The 14,632-nt window shown below is 70.1% G+C and carries 13 protein-coding genes; 9 read left to right on the plus strand and 4 right to left on the minus strand.

Annotation, left to right across the window (positions count from 1 at the left end; genetic code table 11):
• Nucleotides 1-5: 5 nt before the first annotated feature.
• Together ABXJ56_RS12335 and ABXJ56_RS12340 are read left to right on the plus strand one after the other, a co-directional pair.
• A complete protein-coding gene (locus ABXJ56_RS12335; protein ID WP_354000045.1) occupies nucleotides 6-1,277 on the plus strand; it encodes a CDP-glycerol glycerophosphotransferase family protein in 1,272 nt (423 codons plus the stop codon).
• Nucleotides 1,274-2,725 (plus strand): CDP-glycerol glycerophosphotransferase family protein, encoded by a 1,452-nt coding sequence (locus tag ABXJ56_RS12340; protein ID WP_354000046.1) that lies wholly within the window; start codon nucleotides 1,274-1,276, stop codon nucleotides 2,723-2,725. Before ABXJ56_RS12335 ends, ABXJ56_RS12340 begins: the two co-directional genes overlap by 4 nt.
• A gap of 1 nt (nucleotide 2,726) precedes the next feature.
• Here the strand turns inward: ABXJ56_RS12340 and ABXJ56_RS12345 are convergent, their stop codons facing one another.
• Nucleotides 2,727-3,752 (minus strand): glycosyltransferase family 2 protein, encoded by a 1,026-nt coding sequence (locus ABXJ56_RS12345; RefSeq protein WP_435405009.1) that lies wholly within the window; start codon nucleotides 3,750-3,752, stop codon nucleotides 2,727-2,729.
• A 132-nt stretch (nucleotides 3,753-3,884) separates the two neighbouring features.
• On the opposite strand from ABXJ56_RS12345, the gene ABXJ56_RS12350 reads away from it, so the two are divergent.
• Nucleotides 3,885-5,174: a CDP-glycerol glycerophosphotransferase family protein gene (locus ABXJ56_RS12350; RefSeq protein WP_354000048.1), complete on the plus strand. Its 1,290-nt coding sequence runs from the start codon at nucleotides 3,885-3,887 to the stop codon at nucleotides 5,172-5,174.
• 15 nt (nucleotides 5,175-5,189) lie between these two features.
• Here the strand turns inward: ABXJ56_RS12350 and ABXJ56_RS12355 are convergent, their stop codons facing one another.
• Together ABXJ56_RS12355 and ABXJ56_RS12360 are read right to left on the minus strand one after the other, a co-directional pair.
• Nucleotides 5,190-6,578, minus strand: coding sequence for a maltokinase N-terminal cap-like domain-containing protein (locus tag ABXJ56_RS12355; RefSeq protein WP_354000049.1), 1,389 nt, complete (start codon nucleotides 6,576-6,578; stop codon nucleotides 5,190-5,192).
• A 105-nt stretch (nucleotides 6,579-6,683) separates the two neighbouring features.
• The gene (locus ABXJ56_RS12360) at nucleotides 6,684-7,376 is read right to left on the minus strand and encodes an NTP transferase domain-containing protein (protein WP_354000050.1); all 693 of its coding nucleotides are present in this window, start codon (nucleotides 7,374-7,376) and stop codon (nucleotides 6,684-6,686) included.
• Between the two features lie 199 nt (nucleotides 7,377-7,575).
• On the opposite strand from ABXJ56_RS12360, the gene ABXJ56_RS12365 reads away from it, so the two are divergent.
• From ABXJ56_RS12365 to ABXJ56_RS12375, 3 genes are read left to right on the plus strand one after another with little or no spacing between them, the layout of a single operon-like run.
• Complete coding sequence (locus ABXJ56_RS12365) at nucleotides 7,576-9,171, plus strand: ABC transporter ATP-binding protein (protein ID WP_354000051.1); 1,596 nt, start codon at nucleotides 7,576-7,578, stop codon at nucleotides 9,169-9,171.
• The gene (locus tag ABXJ56_RS12370) at nucleotides 9,147-10,715 is read left to right on the plus strand and encodes a hypothetical protein (RefSeq protein ID WP_354000052.1); all 1,569 of its coding nucleotides are present in this window, start codon (nucleotides 9,147-9,149) and stop codon (nucleotides 10,713-10,715) included. The genes ABXJ56_RS12365 and ABXJ56_RS12370 overlap by 25 nt, the downstream gene beginning before the upstream one ends.
• Before the next feature lie 37 nt (nucleotides 10,716-10,752).
• Entirely contained in the window at nucleotides 10,753-11,028 is a 276-nt protein-coding gene (locus ABXJ56_RS12375) for a DUF3039 domain-containing protein (protein ID WP_354000053.1), read from the plus strand.
• Here ABXJ56_RS12375 and ABXJ56_RS12380 read toward each other — a convergent pair.
• Nucleotides 10,998-12,338 carry a nicotinate phosphoribosyltransferase gene (locus ABXJ56_RS12380; RefSeq protein WP_354000054.1) on the minus strand — a complete coding sequence of 447 codons (1,341 nt, stop codon included), beginning with the start codon at nucleotides 12,336-12,338 and terminating at the stop codon, nucleotides 10,998-11,000. The two genes, ABXJ56_RS12375 and ABXJ56_RS12380, sit on opposite strands and share 31 nt — an antisense overlap.
• Before the next feature lie 40 nt (nucleotides 12,339-12,378).
• Here ABXJ56_RS12380 and murI point away from each other — a divergent pair, with 40 nt between their 5' ends.
• The 3 genes from murI to rdgB are packed head-to-tail and all read left to right on the plus strand — an operon-like array spanning nucleotide 12,379 to nucleotide 14,631.
• Nucleotides 12,379-13,224 (plus strand): glutamate racemase, encoded by an 846-nt coding sequence (gene murI / locus ABXJ56_RS12385; RefSeq protein WP_354000055.1) that lies wholly within the window; start codon nucleotides 12,379-12,381, stop codon nucleotides 13,222-13,224.
• 28 nt (nucleotides 13,225-13,252) lie between these two features.
• Nucleotides 13,253-13,999 (plus strand): ribonuclease PH, encoded by a 747-nt coding sequence (gene rph / locus ABXJ56_RS12390; protein ID WP_354000056.1) that lies wholly within the window; start codon nucleotides 13,253-13,255, stop codon nucleotides 13,997-13,999.
• Nucleotides 13,996-14,631 carry an RdgB/HAM1 family non-canonical purine NTP pyrophosphatase gene (rdgB, locus tag ABXJ56_RS12395; protein ID WP_354000057.1) on the plus strand — a complete coding sequence of 212 codons (636 nt, stop codon included), beginning with the start codon at nucleotides 13,996-13,998 and terminating at the stop codon, nucleotides 14,629-14,631. Before rph ends, rdgB begins: the two co-directional genes overlap by 4 nt.
• Nucleotide 14,632: the final 1 nt, after the last annotated feature.

A 14,632-nucleotide genomic window follows, 5' to 3' on the forward strand; every position in this document is an offset into this window, starting at 1 on the left:
ACGGGGTGGCGGCGTTCTCCTTCGGTGCGGGCAACGCCCGTAAGATGGTCGCTCTGCCGCTCTACGCGGTGGGTCGGCTGCTCACCGCCGTCGTTCCGCGGCGTCGCGATCTCTGGGTGTTCGGGTGCGCGACCGGCGTCGGGGAAGGTGCGCTCGCGCTCTGGCACCGGGTCTCTTCCCGGCATCCCGCAGTGTGGCTGGTCGCGGACGAGGCGCAGGCCCGGGAGGCCGCACGCCTGGGAGTGACTGCGGTGCGCAGATCGTCCGCCGCGGGGCTGTGGGCGACCGCGCGGGCCGGTGTCATCGTAATCACGCACGGATTCGGCGACGTCCACAGGTATGCCGTCTCCGGCGCCTTCGTGGTGCAGCTGTGGCACGGCATCCCCCTCAAGCGCATCGGCCTCGATTCACCCGAGACCCTCCGCCCGCCCGCGTGGCTCGACCGGGGTCCGCTGGGGCGCGGCGCGCGCCGCCTTCTCTCCGTCATGTACCGGACGGCGACATCCCGGATCGATCTGATCCCGGCTGCCTCCGGAGTGGTGCGCGGACGACTGGTCTCGGCGTTCGGCGTCCGCGACCACGTCGTCGCGGAAACGGGCGAACCGCGCGTCGACGTGCTCAGCGCGGGCGATCCCGACGCGCGTCGGGACTCCGCTCGGCAGGAGATCCTCACGGCGGCGGGAGTGACGACGCCACCCACGTCCCTCGTCCTCTACGCCCCCACCTGGCGCGACGGCGCCCCCGACCCCGCGGTGCCCGCGGAGGAGGAGTGGCGCGAGATCCTGGACGTCCTCGAACGTCACGACGCCGTTCTCCTCGTGCGGTCCCACCCGCTCGGGGCCGGAGTGTATCGACCTCCGGTACCGACCGACCGGGTCCGTTCGCTTCCGGCGACCGCGATCCCCGACATCACCCCGCTCCTCCCCGGGCTGAGCGCGCTCATCACCGACTACTCCTCGCTCGTGTACGACGCAGCGCTCGTTCCGCTTCCCGTTCTGTTCCTGGCCCCTGACATGGACGAATACGCCGCCCGCCGTGGCTTCTACGGCCGATACGAAGACGTCGCCGGCACCGACGTCGCCCGCACGTGGCGAGATGCCGTCGCCGTCCTGGACGCCGTCCTCGACCCGGATTCGGGGGAGGCCGATCGGCGGATCGAACGCGGCCGCCTCCTCAGCGCCCGCGTCCACCGCCACCGCGACGGACGAAGCGCCGAGAGGGTGTACCGTGCCGTGATGACCCGCCGCTCCGGGCGCGCGACCGAAGGAGTTCGATGACGCAGGCCCGCTTCGACACCGACGGAGAGCTCACGCTCGTCCTCGCCGGGACCGGTACGCGTCCCGAGCGCGTGGAGCTCGTCGGGCCGCGTTCGCGTGTGTCGGCCCGGCTCACCGGCCGGGGGAGGACGTGGCGTGCGGCCCTCCCGCTCCACGCGGCGAAGTGGGGCGGCCCGGATCTGCCGCTCCCGAGCGGCGAGTACGCCGTGGTGATCACGCCCGGCCCGGACGCGGAACCGGCCGCGCACATCGGCGACGTCCCCCTGACGGCCGGCACGCGGCTGCGCGCGGAGCTCCGAGATGGCGTGCTCCGCGTCGGGCCGCCCATCGACCCCGCCTATGACTCGGGGGAGGCTCAGGCGGCACTCGAACGACGCTACGCGACGCGCACCGCCCCGCTGGAGAACGCCGTCTTCTTCGAGAGCTTCTACGGGCGGAACGCCGGGTGCAACCCTCTCGCCATCGATCGCGAGCTCGCGCGCGTCGCACCGTGGGTGACCCGCTACTGGAGCGTCGTCGACCACTCGGTCGCCGTCCCGGACGGTGCGGTGGCCGTCGTCGAGGGGAGTCCCGAATGGTGGCGCGCCCGCGGGGCGGCACGTCTTCTGGTGGTCAACGACTGGCTGCGTCGTCGATACGCCCGACGGCCCGGCCAGCGCGTGCTGCAGACCTGGCACGGCACCCCGCTGAAGAGGCTCGCGCTGCACAGGCCCGGCTTCGACCCCCGGCGGATGCTCGCCGTGGTCCGCGAGTCGCTGCGCTGGAACGTGCTCCTCGCGCAGAATGCCTACGCCGAACGGATTCTCCGGAAGGCCTACGCGTTCCTCCGGCGACCGATCTGGGTGGAGGGCTACCCGCGCAACGACGTCCTCGTCGACGGGGATCGTTCCGGCATCCGACGCATGCTGGGGATCGGCGATCACGAACGGGTGCTGCTCTACGCGCCCACGTGGCGGGATGATCGCGCCGAGATGGTCGACTTCCTCGACCCGGTCGCGTTCGCGCGGGACACGGATTCCGTCGTGCTGGTGCGCGGGCACTCCCGGACCCTTCTCCCCGGCAGGGACGTCGAAGGGCCCCGGGTGATCGATGTCACCGGTTTCCCGGACACCGCGCAGCTCCTGCTGGCCGCGGACGCGCTCGTCACGGACTACTCCTCGGTCATGTTCGACTTCTCCGTCACCGGTCGTCCGATGTACTTCCTGGTGCCGGACATCGATCACTATCGCGGGGAGCTCCGCGGCTTCTACTTCGACCTCGCTCGGCACGCTCCGGGACCGGTGCTGGCCTCCGCGGCCGATCTGGTGGACGCCGTCCGGAACGGTGATCCCGACCGATTCGCCGAACGCTACCGGCGGTGGCACGAGCGATTCAACGCCCGCGACGACGGCCACGCGGCCGAGCGCGTGGTCGCGCGAATCCTCGACCAGGGGTTCGTGGAGCGCTGAGTCAGGGGAGCGGAGTGTTCCTCTGGCCGAGCCGTGAGGTGTCGACGGCGTCGTGGGCCCCGCGGAGGATTCCGATCAGGAAGCCGGCCCCCCAGGAGAGGTGCATCGTCGGCAGCACCGCGGCCGTCCACATGCGGTCACGCCATCCGGAGCCGCCGTTCCGTCCGAGCGCGACCGACAGGATCAGCACGACATAGGCGGCGACCGGGAGGTACACCAGGGCGGCAGCCAGGCCGACGAGCCCCGAGAGGATCCCTGTCGCCTGCCCCCCGGCGACGAGGACGGCCGCGAGCAGGGTGATCACGAGGAGCGGGGGAGCAAAGAACCGCAGAGAGTTCCCGCGACCGAACCGGCGCACCAGTTCTCCCCGCCAGCGCCCCGTCGCCACGAATTGTCGCGCCAGGCGCGACCAGCTCTCGCGGGGCCAGTAGGTCACCGAGAGCTCCGGATCGAACCAGACGCGATATCCCGATCGACGGATCCGAAGGTTGAGCTCCCAATCCTCGCCGCGGCGGATCGACTCATCGAACAGGCCCACCTCGTCGAGGACGGAGCGGCGGAGGACGCCGAGATACGCCGATTCGGCTTCTCCCTCAACGGTGCCGCCGTGGTAGGCGCCGCCACCGAGGCCGAACGGGGAGTTGTAGGCGCGCGCCACCGCCCGCTGGAAAGGCGTCCGTCCGTCAGCGCGCATGACGCCGCCGACGTTGGCGGCTCGCACGCGCGACAGGGTCGCCAACGCGCGCCGCGTGTACCCCTCCGCGAGCTCGGAGTGCGCGTCCACGCGCACGATGGTCGGGTAGCGCCCCATGCGGATCGCGAGGTTCAGGCCCACCGGTATGTCCGCAGCGGGGTTCGCGACGAGCACGATGCGGGGATCGCCCGCGGCGAGCTCGCGGGCGAGCTCGGTCGTCCCGTCGGTGGAGGGTGCGAGGGCGAGGATGAGTTCGATCGGTCCGCCTGTCTCCTGCGCGAGCACCGACTCCACGGCACGCCGCAGATAGGCGCGCTCGTTCAGCACGGGCATGACATAGGAGACCCCCGCGTCCGGGGGGACCACCGGGGCATCGCGTCGACCGTCGGATTCGCGCTGCACGCGTCCGATCATGTCACGCGGACGCGCGCGACCGCTCCTCGGCTCGGTCGGTAGGCTCGACGGGTGGCTGTGTTCTCAGATGTCAGGAAGGCCGTCGCGCTCGTACGCAAGGCGGTCGACAATCGATCCGCGGCCGCGCACGTCCGTCGGGAATCGGCCCGGCGCGGGGGTCACCCCCGATCCCACTTCCGCGTCGCGGTGTACTTCGCCGACGGCGATGTGAACATGTATCAGATGCGGCAGTGGTACAAGCCGCTCGCCGAGCTCGCCCGCGTGTGGCCTGTGGTCGTACTGAGCCGATCGGCCACCGGCGCGCGGGCGCTGATGGCCGAGGATGCGCCGCCGGTCGCCTTCGTGCCCACCGTCCGCGACGTCGAGCGCTTTCTCGCCGCCCAGGAGATCCGGGTGGTCCTCTACGTCAACCAGAACACGCGCAACTTCCAGATGTTCCGATACGGGCGACGGTGGCATGTCTTCATCAACCACGGCGAGTCCGACAAGATGTACATGACCACGAACCAGTACAAGGCCTACGACTATGCGCTCGTGGCCGGTCAGGCCGCGAGGGACCGGCTGTCCCGCGTCCTGTGGGACTACGACGTCGCCACCCGCACCATCGAGATCGGCCGCCCCCAAGCGGATCACTACTCGGGGACCCTGCCCTACACCCCCGACGACCGGGTCGTCGTCCTCTACGCCCCGACGTGGGAGGGGGACCGCCCCTCGGCGCACTACGGTTCGATTCTGAGCCACGGTGAGTCTCTCGTGTCCGCTCTGCTCGCAACGGGACGCCATCGCGTCGTCTACCGCCCTCATCCTCGATCGGGTGTCGTCTCGTCGGCGTACGGTCGAGCGCACCAGCGGATCGTCGCCGCGATCGCGGCGGCGAACTCCGCGGACGGCTCTGCGCAGCATGTCTACGACGACGGACCGGATCTCGGCTGGCAGCTCGCGTCAGCGGACGTCGCCGTCGTGGACGTCTCCGCGATGGTCTATGACCGACTGGCGGCGGACAAGCCCCTTCTGATCACGCGCCCGGTCGACCCGGAGGCGGTCGTGGACACCCACGGCTACCTCGCGGACTGCGAGTGGCTGGACGCGTCGAGGGCCGCGGAGTTCGTCGAAGAGGTGGATCGGGTGCGGACCGATCCGGCGGCGGTCGCCAAGCTGGCGCACTGGGTGAGGCACTATTTCGGTGACACCACGCCGGGATCCGCCACACGCCGCTTCCACGATGCCATCGGGTATCTCATGGGGGAGTGGGAGCGCTGGTATGCGGCATCCGCCGATGCGACGGATGCGGCGGAGCCGGACGAGGACGAAGCCGACCTGGAGGACGGCGCCGAGACGTGATCACCGGCCGCGGGGTCAGGAGTCGGCGATGCCGATGAGACGCCGCACCGCGCCGAGAGGAATCGCCGACCAGGTCGGACGATTACGCACCTCGTAGATCGCCTCGTACACGGCCTTGTCCAGTTCGAGCGCGGTCAACAGTGGCGCCGCGGCGAGGAGATCCGTCCGGGATGCGGCGGCGTAGCCCTCCAAGAAGGACATGCGCGCACGGCGAGCCCAGTCTCGGACATCGGGCGCGCGGTCAGGTCGGTCGAGTTCGAGGGAGCCCGCGACGTAGTCGAAAGAACGAAGCATCCCGGCGACGTCACGCAGGGCCAGGTCGGGGAGTGTGCGCTCGCGCATCGGACGCAACGGCTCGCCTTCGAAGTCGAGGAGAACCCACCCTCGATCCGGAACCCGGAGCACCTGCCCCAGGTGGTAGTCGCCGTGGATCCGCTGGAGCGCCGGCCACGGCAGGGTGAGCGCCTCTCCGTAGACGTCCTCGATGCGTGCGCGCCAGGGGCTGAGCGCGGGGACCTCGTCGACGGCGATCGCCAGGCGACGCTGCCACGTCGCTTCCACGGCGTCGCGCTCGGCCGGCGTGCCTTCCTGGACGGGGAACAGGCGGGCGAGCGCCACGTGCACGTCGGCCGTCGCCGCGCCGAGTTCCGCCGCACCGCCGGTGAAATCCTCCCCGGACGCGGCGGCATCCAGCGCGACCCGCCACGCGTCCTGCACACCGGGCAGGAATTCCTGAGCCGAGGCCAGGGACCCGCGCACGCCGGGAGAGCGCGCATCGGCGGGATCCGGCCATCGACCTTCCACCCATCCGACAGCGGCGGGCACGTGCATCGACCCGCTCGCGGCCAGCGCGCCGGGCAGCTCGATGTCGGGGTTGTGGCCCGCGTGCAGCTGGCGGTAGATCTTGCAGATCACCGGCATGGCGCCTCCACCCTCGTACACGAGAGAGGTGTTCGACTGCTCTCCGGACATCACGCGGCTCGCGCGGACGCGGCCATCCGGGGGCGCCGCGGGATGGCCGGTCGCGATCGCTTCCGGGCCGATCGCGGACCCACCACGGGTGACGAGGGAGAAGAGCGCATCGGCGTAGGCCGCATCGTGAGGTCCGTCCCGCAGAGTCGTGCCCGGGATCGGACTGCCGATCGTGTGCGCGTCCTCTGGCGGAACCGACTCCGTGGGGCGCGCCACCACAGGGACCTGGTAAAGGACGGCGGGGTCGGACGCGTCGTCGGCGACCAGCAGGGTGCGCACGAAGGACACGGCGTCCGAGTCGAGGGACTGTTCTCGCGCGGCGGACGGGAGATCCCACCACGACACCAGCCGAAGACGGGGCGAGCGGCCCTTAGTCGCGTACCAGCGCTGACGCGGCATCCAAGCGGTCAGACATGCGAGCGTGCTGTCCATACCCGCGAGCGTATGCGGGCCGCTGTCTGCGTGTCGAGCCGATGCACAGCACTGGCGCAGAGGGCTCCGTCGGACTAGGGTTTCAGCGGCCGCCGGGCGCGGGGCTCACACGAAGAGGTTGGCTCGTTCGAGGTCCTCGGCGAAATCGACCTCCACCGCGTAGAGGTCCGAGATGTCCATGGGCGCGAGCCGAAGGCCGTCTTCGCGAATCGCCAGTTCGAGACCGCGTTCGAAGTAGTCCTGATCGCCTACCCGCGCGAGCTGGCGCATGAACGCCTTCTTCTCGCGCGCCGAGATGTAGTTGATGCCGACCGCTTCGCCGATGCCGTGTGCCACCGTCTTGGAGAGTTCATCGATGTGCCCGTCAGCGTCGACGGTGTACTTGACCTCTTCGTCGGAGACCTTCGCCGTGTTCACGGTGACGAACGACTGCTCGCGCTCGATGAGGGCGATGGCCCGACCGAGAATGCGCGGGTCGAACACGACATCGCCGTTCATCCAGAGGACACCCGCCTTGCCGGTCGCCGTGAGAGCGCGCAGCAGACTCTTGGAGGTGTTCGTCTGGTCGTAGCGCTCGTTGTAGACGTAGTCTGCGGCGGGGAAGGCCTCGACGATCGTCTCCGCGCGATAGCCCACGACGGTGGTGATCTTCGCGTCATCGCCGAACGCGGCGTGGATGTTGTCGTGCTGCTGACCCATGATCGTGCGGCCGTCGCTGAGCTCGGTCAGCGGCTTCGGGAGGCTGCGCCCGAGTCGGGAGCCCATGCCGGCGGCGAGGATGACGGTCTGAAGAGTCACGGTCTTCTCCTAAAGAGAGTGGGATTCACCGGAGATTCATCGGTGAGACACCTCCTCGTGCCGGGGCAATGGTAGCGATGGCACCTGGGAACGTGCAGGAAGTCCGCGCCGGCGTTGTGTATTCGTGACAATCCGAGGGTTTGCCGACACTCTCCGCCCTCGTCTTCGGGGTGTCGATGCGGCTTGCTACTTTGGAGGAGTGACTCCCTCTCTCCCGGTGCCCCGTGACGCCGAACCGGATCAGCCGGACGGAGGCCGAGTCGCGCCCGTCGTGCATCTCCCGCGCGCGGTGGTCATCCCTCCGCGGCCCCCGCTCCCGCCTGTCGCGGACCACGCGATCGCGGGACTCGTGATCCCCCCGCGGCCCCCTCTGCCGGCGGTGCCGGTTCGAGCGGATGTCGCGGAGGAGGTCGCGCCGGAAGGCGATGACCCTGACGCGCCGCTCGATGAGGAGACCCCGCGGGGGGAGGAGGGCGGTCCCGGTGCCGACGACCGCGACGGACCCTCGTCGGCGACGACCCTGCCTGACGACGCGCCGGACGCGGAGGTCGATGGGGACGACGTCGTCGCCGCGGACATCGTGGACGATGACGCCGACGCGGTCGGTGTCGTCGCCGAGGACGTCGAAGACGATGACGCACATACGGACGACCTCGTCGTCCAGGACGTGGACGATGACGCCGATGCGGTTGCGGACGATGACGCCGATGCGGCCGCGGGCGATGAGCCCGACGCGATCGCGGAGGAAGACCTCGCCGGGGATCGGGCCGCGGACGACGACCTCGAGGGTGATGACGCAGCCGACGACGATGTCGAGGGTGATGACGCAGCCGACGACGATGTCGTGGGCGCCCACCTCGACGACGCCGCGGACGATGACGGCGGTGAGATCGCGAACGAAGACGACGGCGCGGGTGGAGCGATCGCCCCGCGTGAGATCGAGTTCGAGCCTGACTCCGATCGCGATCCCGATCCCGAGCCCGAAGCACTCGCCTTCGTCGACATCGCCGCGCCCCTGAGTGCGGCGGAGGGGGAGGACGACGTCCTTCGCCTGCGCAGCGTCGTGAAGTCGTTCGGCAGCACTCGCGCGGTCGACGGCATCGATCTGACGGTCCAGGCGGGGAGCTTCTACGGGATCGTCGGCCCCAACGGCGCGGGGAAGACCACGACTCTGTCCATGATCGCGGGCCTGCTCACTCCGGACCGGGGCTCGATCCGCGTGGGCGGCATCGATGCCGCCGCGGACCCCTACGCCGCCAAGCAGCTGATGGGCGTCCTGCCGGACCGGCTGCGCACCTTCGATCGTCTCACCGGCCGCCAGCTCCTTTACTACTACGGCGTGCTGCGGGGACTGAGACCCGCTGTCGTCGAGAGCAGAACGGCGGATCTCGCCCGAGCATTCGACCTGACCGATGCTCTTGGACGCGTGGTGTCCGACTACTCGGCGGGAATGGCGAAGAAGGTCATGCTCGCCGGAGCCATGATCCACTCGCCGCGACTGCTCGTCCTCGACGAGCCGTTCGAAGCCGTCGATCCGGTGTCGAGCGCGGTCATCCTCGACATCCTCTCCACCTACGTCGCCCACGGCGGCACGGTGATCCTCTCCAGCCACGGCATGGATCTCGTCGAACGGGTCTGCTCCCGGGTCGCCGTCATCGTCGCCGGCCAGGTCCTGGCGGAGGGATCCATCGACGAGGTGCGCGGCGAGCTCACCCTCGAGCAGCGATTCGTCGAGTTGGCCGGAGGCCTCAGCGACGTGGAAGGGCTCGAGTGGCTGCATACATTCTCCGGCTGAGGGCGGCGCTCCTCTTCGGGAGCCTTCGCGGCGACGTCTCCCACGTCACGAGGGCGATGCTCGGCCTGATCACGCTCACGGCCGTGATCGCCGCGGTGTGCTGGTCCCTCGTGTCGTTGCAGCAGGCAGGACCGGAAGTGGTTCTGACCGTGACCGTCCTGGCCGGTGCAGCGGTGACGGCGGGGTTCGCCGCCGCACCGGCGATCGCCTCCGCGGCGGACCCACTGGACCCGCGCCGCTTCGCGGTCCTCGGACTTCGTCCGCGGTCTCTCGCGCTCATCCTCCTCATCGCCGGACTGATCAGTCTCCCGATCCTGGTGCTGACCGTCGTGGCGGGAACCGCGGGCGCCGTCTTCACGGCTCAGGGTGCGCCCGTCGGCGTGTCGATCCTCGGTGTGGTCCTCGGGATCCTGACCTGCTCGCTCCTCGCCCGGGTGTTCATGGCCTGCGCCTCGATGTTCCTCCGCGAGCGTCGATCGAGGGAGCTGTCCGGACTCTTCCTGCTCGTGGTCCTGGTCGTCCTCGTTCCGGGCGCCGTCTTCTTCGCCTCGCTGGAGTGGGACGGTCGTGTTCCGAGCCAGCTGGTGGAGGCCGTCGCGGTCCTGTCTTTGACTCCGTTCGGCGCAGCGTGGGCGTTCCCGCTCCTGTTCGCCGCCTCCGATGCGGCGGGGTGGGCCTCCCTCGCCGTCGCGGTCGGCACGGTCCTGGCGCTTGCCGTCGTGTGGATCGCTATCGTCGAGCGCCTGTTGTCGACGACCGAGCGGCCGACGGCGACACGGGAGCGAGGAGGGCTGGGCTGGTTCGGCGTCGCGCCGGGAACCCCGGGCGGTGCGATCGCGGCGCGTAGCCTGATCTACTGGCTCGGAGACCGTCGGTACCTCGTCAACATCCTGGTCGTCCCGGTCGCGGCGGCCGTCACCGTGCTTCCGCTGCTCGTCGCGGGCGTGCCGCTCAGCCACGCGATCCTGATCCCCGTCCCGTTCGTCGCCCTCTTCCTCGGGTGGCTTCCGCACAACGACATCGCCTACGACTCCACCGCGGTGTGGATGCACATCGCGAGCGGCGTGCGCGGCGCCGCGGATCGCTGGGGCCGCCTGGTGCCGGTGCTCCTCATCGGCGTCCCGCTGCTCGCCGTCGCCATCCCGGTGGCGATCGCCGTCCATGGACGCTGGGCGCTCCTTCCGGCGATGATCGGCATCTGCGCTGCGCTCTTCCTCTCGGGCCTGGGGCTTTCGAGCATCGCATCGGCCCTCGCGCCGTACGCCGTCTCGCCTCCGGGGGAGAGCCCGTTCCAGCAGCCGCAGCGAACCAGCCCACGCGGCGTCGTCGCGCAGGGGCTCGTGTTCATCGGCGCGATCGCCCTGGCGGGCCCTGCGTTCTGGTTGGGGTGGCGAGCCCTCGCCGGCGACCTCGAGGCGGCATCGACGGCCCTCTGGGTCGGAGCCGGCACGGGCGCCGCCACGCTGCTTCTCGGAACCGCGATCGGCGCAGCGGTGTTCTCCCGCCGCAGTGGTCGCATCATGGAGTTCGCGGAGGCGAGCTGAGCGGTGCGCCGCACAGGCGGACGGTAGACTCGCCCCCATGAGCACGCCCACCGGAAACCCCGACGAGGGGGGCATCGCGACCCTGGACCGCGAGCTGGAAGAACTCATCCGCGAGGAGTCGGTCGAGCCCGGCGATCACGAGCGGTTCTCCCACTACGTGAAGAAGGACAAGATCCTCGAGTCCGCCCTGACCGGCAAGCCGGTGCGTGCTCTCTGCGGCAAGAAGTGGACCCCGGGCCGCGATCCCGAGAAGTTCCCCGTCTGCCCGACCTGCAAGGAGATCTACGCCTCGCTCGGCGGCGCGTCTTCCTGATACACGGTGGCGACGGCCGGATCCGATCGGCTGAGACCGAGCCCGCCGATGGGCAACTCCTTGCGGACGAGCGCGTGGTGTCGACGCGCGAGCTCGGTGCCCTCCGCACCTTCGAACACGGCATCCGTCTCCCCATCCTGGATGAGGACGACCTGGAGAGGGCGGACTCCGTCGTCGAAGACCGTCGAGGTCTCGCCGGCCCCGATGATCCGAATGAGCTCTGCCGTCGCGGTCCCTGCTTCGAGAACGCGCGCGGCCCGCTTCCGCCCGCCGCGCGAGGACTTCTCCGTCGACGCCTTCGCGACGGGAATCCAGCCGCCGGCGACGCCTTCCCGAGCCACCAGTTTGTAGACCATGCCGGCCGTGGGGTGACCGGAGCCGGTGACCACCGACGTTCCCACACCGTACGCGTCCACGGGGGAGGCGGCCAGCGCGGCGATGGCGAACTCGTCGAGATCGCTCGTGACGGTGATCCTGGTCCGCGTGGCGCCGAGGCCGTCCAGCTGGGCGCGCACCGCGGCGGCGACGGTGGGGAGATCTCCGGAGTCGATGCGGACGCCGCCGAGGTGTGGGCCCGCCACGCGCACGGCGGCGCGCACACCCTCGGAGATGTCGTAGGTGTCCACGAGGAGGGTCGTGCCGGACCCCAGCGCCTCGACCTGAGATCGGAACGCCGACTCCTCGTCGTCGTGAAGAAGTGTCCAGGCATGGGCCGCCGTGCCCATCGTGGGAATCCCCCATCGCCGACCGGCCTCGAGGTTCGACGTCGCGGAGAACCCGGCGATGTAGGCGGCCCGCGCCGCCGCCACCGCGGACTCCTCGCCCGCACGGCGTGAGCCCATCTCCGCCAGAGGGCGTCCGGCGGCGGCGATGCTCATGCGCGCGGCGGCGGTCGCGATCGCGGAATCGTGATTCAGGACGCTCAGGATCAAGGTCTCGAGGATGACGGCGTCGGCGAAAGTGCCCTCCACCGTGAGGATCGGCGAGCCGGGGAAATACAGCTCCCCCTCGCGGTACCCGCTCACCGTGCCGGAGAACCGGTATCCCTCGAGCCAGGCGAGGGTGTCCGCCTCCACGACGCGCGCGTCGCGGAGAAACCGCAGCTCCTCGTCCCCGAACCGGAAATCGCGGAGGAGGGACAGCAGACGCCCGGTGCCGGACACGACGCCGAAGCGTCGTCCCCCCGGCAGGCGCCGGGCGAACACCTCGAAGACGCATCGACGGGCCGCCGTGCCGTCCCTCAGGGCTGCGTCGAGCATCGTCAACTCGTAGCGGTCGGTAAGCAAGGCCGTGCTGCGCCCGGAACTCATGGCGCAAGCCTAGTGAGGCGCTGGCGTAGGCTGGTCCACCGTGGACGACGCACCGATCGGGATCTTCGACTCGGGGGTCGGGGGCCTCACCGTCGCGCGGGCCATCTCGGCCCAACTCCCACGGGAATCGCTCGTGTACATCGGCGACACCGCCCGCTCGCCCTACGGGCCGAAGCCCATCGCCGACGTGCGTCGCTACGCCATAGAGATCCTCGACGACCTGGTCGCGCAGGGTGTGAAGATGCTCGTGATCGCGTGCAACACTGCGTCGGCGGCCGTCCTGCGCGACGCGCGGGAGCGTTACGACGTGCCGGTGGTGGAAGTCATCGCCCCTGCGGTGCGGACCGCCATGTCGACCACCAGGAACGGACGTATCGGGGTGATCGGCACGACCGGCACCATCGGCTCGGGCGCGTACCAGGACATGCTGGAAGTCAACGCGCGTCTGACGGTGTTCCCGAAGGCCTGCCCCCGCTTCGTCGAGTTCGTCGAGGCCGGTGTCACCGACTCCGCCGAGGTGCTCGCGGTGGCGGAGGAGTACCTCGCGCCGCTGCGCCACGCCGGCGTCGACACCCTCGTTCTGGGTTGCACGCACTATCCCTTCCTCGAGGGTGCCATCAGCTACGTGATGGGCCCCGACGTGAGCCTGGTGTCGAGCGACACCGAAACCGCGAAGGACGTGTACCGTCAGCTGGTGTCCCGCGGCCTCCTCGCGGGGCCGGATGCCCGGGCGCAGCACCTCTACGAGGCCACCGGCGACTCCGCAGACGACTTCCTCCGCCTGGCCCACCGTCTGATGGGGCGCGAAGTCCAGACCGTGCGCCTGGTGCAGACCGGCGCGATCGAGCTACCCGGAACGCGCACCGCCACTTCGGACCTCTCCTGACCCATTCGCCGTTCCACAGAGGAGCATCATGATCGACAGCACGAACGACACCGCCCGCCGCGCCGACGGCCGCACCGCCGGGGAGATCCGCGAGGTGCGCATCGAGCGCGGCTGGTCGCGTCAGGCGGAAGGCTCGGCGCTCATCGCCTTCGGCGAGACCCGAGTGCTGTGCACGGCGTCGTTCACCCCAGGTGTGCCGCGTTGGCTGACCGGAAAGGGCAAGGGATGGGTCACGGCCGAATACGCCATGCTTCCCCGTGCCACCAACAGTCGCAACGATCGCGAGAGCGTGAAGGGCCGGATCGGCGGGCGCACCCACGAGATCTCCCGACTGATCGGACGCTCCCTCCGGGCCGTGGTCGACACCAAGGCGCTGGGGGAGAACACCATCGTCATCGACTGCGACGTCCTGCAGGCAGACGGCGGAACGCGGACGGCCGCGATCACCGGCGCGTACGTCGCACTCGCCGACGCCGTGGAATGGGGTCGCGCGAAGAAGTTCATCGGCCAGAAGTCGCGCGTCCTGTTCGACTCGGTGTCCGCGGTGTCGGTGGGCATCGTGGACGGCACCCCGCTCGCCGATCTCGCGTACGTGGAAGACGTGCGCGCGGAGACCGACATGAACGTCGTCATGACTGGACGCGGCCTTTTCGTCGAGGTGCAGGGAACCGCCGAGGGTGCGCCTTTCGACCGGTCGGAGCTGGACGCCCTGCTGGCTCTCGGTGAGTCCGGGTGCGCACAGCTGCGTGCGCACCAGGAGGCGGCACTCGCGTGACAGCGACCGCTCTTGCGAACGGGTCCCGCATCGTGCTCGCCACCCACAATCCGCACAAGGTGGCTGAGTTCCAGGAGATCGTGGCGCGGACCCGTGCCGACATCGAGGTGATCGCATACGACGGCCCCGAGCCGGTCGAGGACGGAGTCACCTTCGCCCAGAATGCGCTGATCAAGGCGCGTGCGGCCGCCCTCCACACGGGTGTTCCCGCGCTGGCGGACGATTCCGGGATCTGCGTCGACGTCCTCGGGGGAGCGCCGGGGATCTTCTCGGCCTACTGGGCGGGCCACGCGAAGGACGCCGAGGCGAATCTCGCGCTCCTCCTGGATCAGCTCGGCGACGTCGCCGACCCTCATCGCCGCGCCCACTTCGCATGCACCATCGCCCTGGTGATTCCGGACCGGGACGGCGGGGCAGCCGCCGAGCACGTCGTCGAGGGTCTGTGGCCCGGTCGCCTCGCCCGCGAGGCCGACGGGAGTGGCGGGTTCGGCTACGACCCCGTCTTCATCCCCGACGGTCAGGATCCCGGCGCGGAGCGGACCGTCGGACGGTGGTCGGCGGCTGAGAAGAACGCGCAGTCCCATCGCGCACGTGCCTTCGCTGCTCTTCAGCCTCTGCTTGCGGACCTGTAAG

The organism is Microbacterium aurantiacum, assembly GCF_040532595.1.
GTDB classification, from domain to species: Bacteria; Actinomycetota; Actinomycetes; order Actinomycetales; family Microbacteriaceae; genus Microbacterium; species Microbacterium chocolatum_B.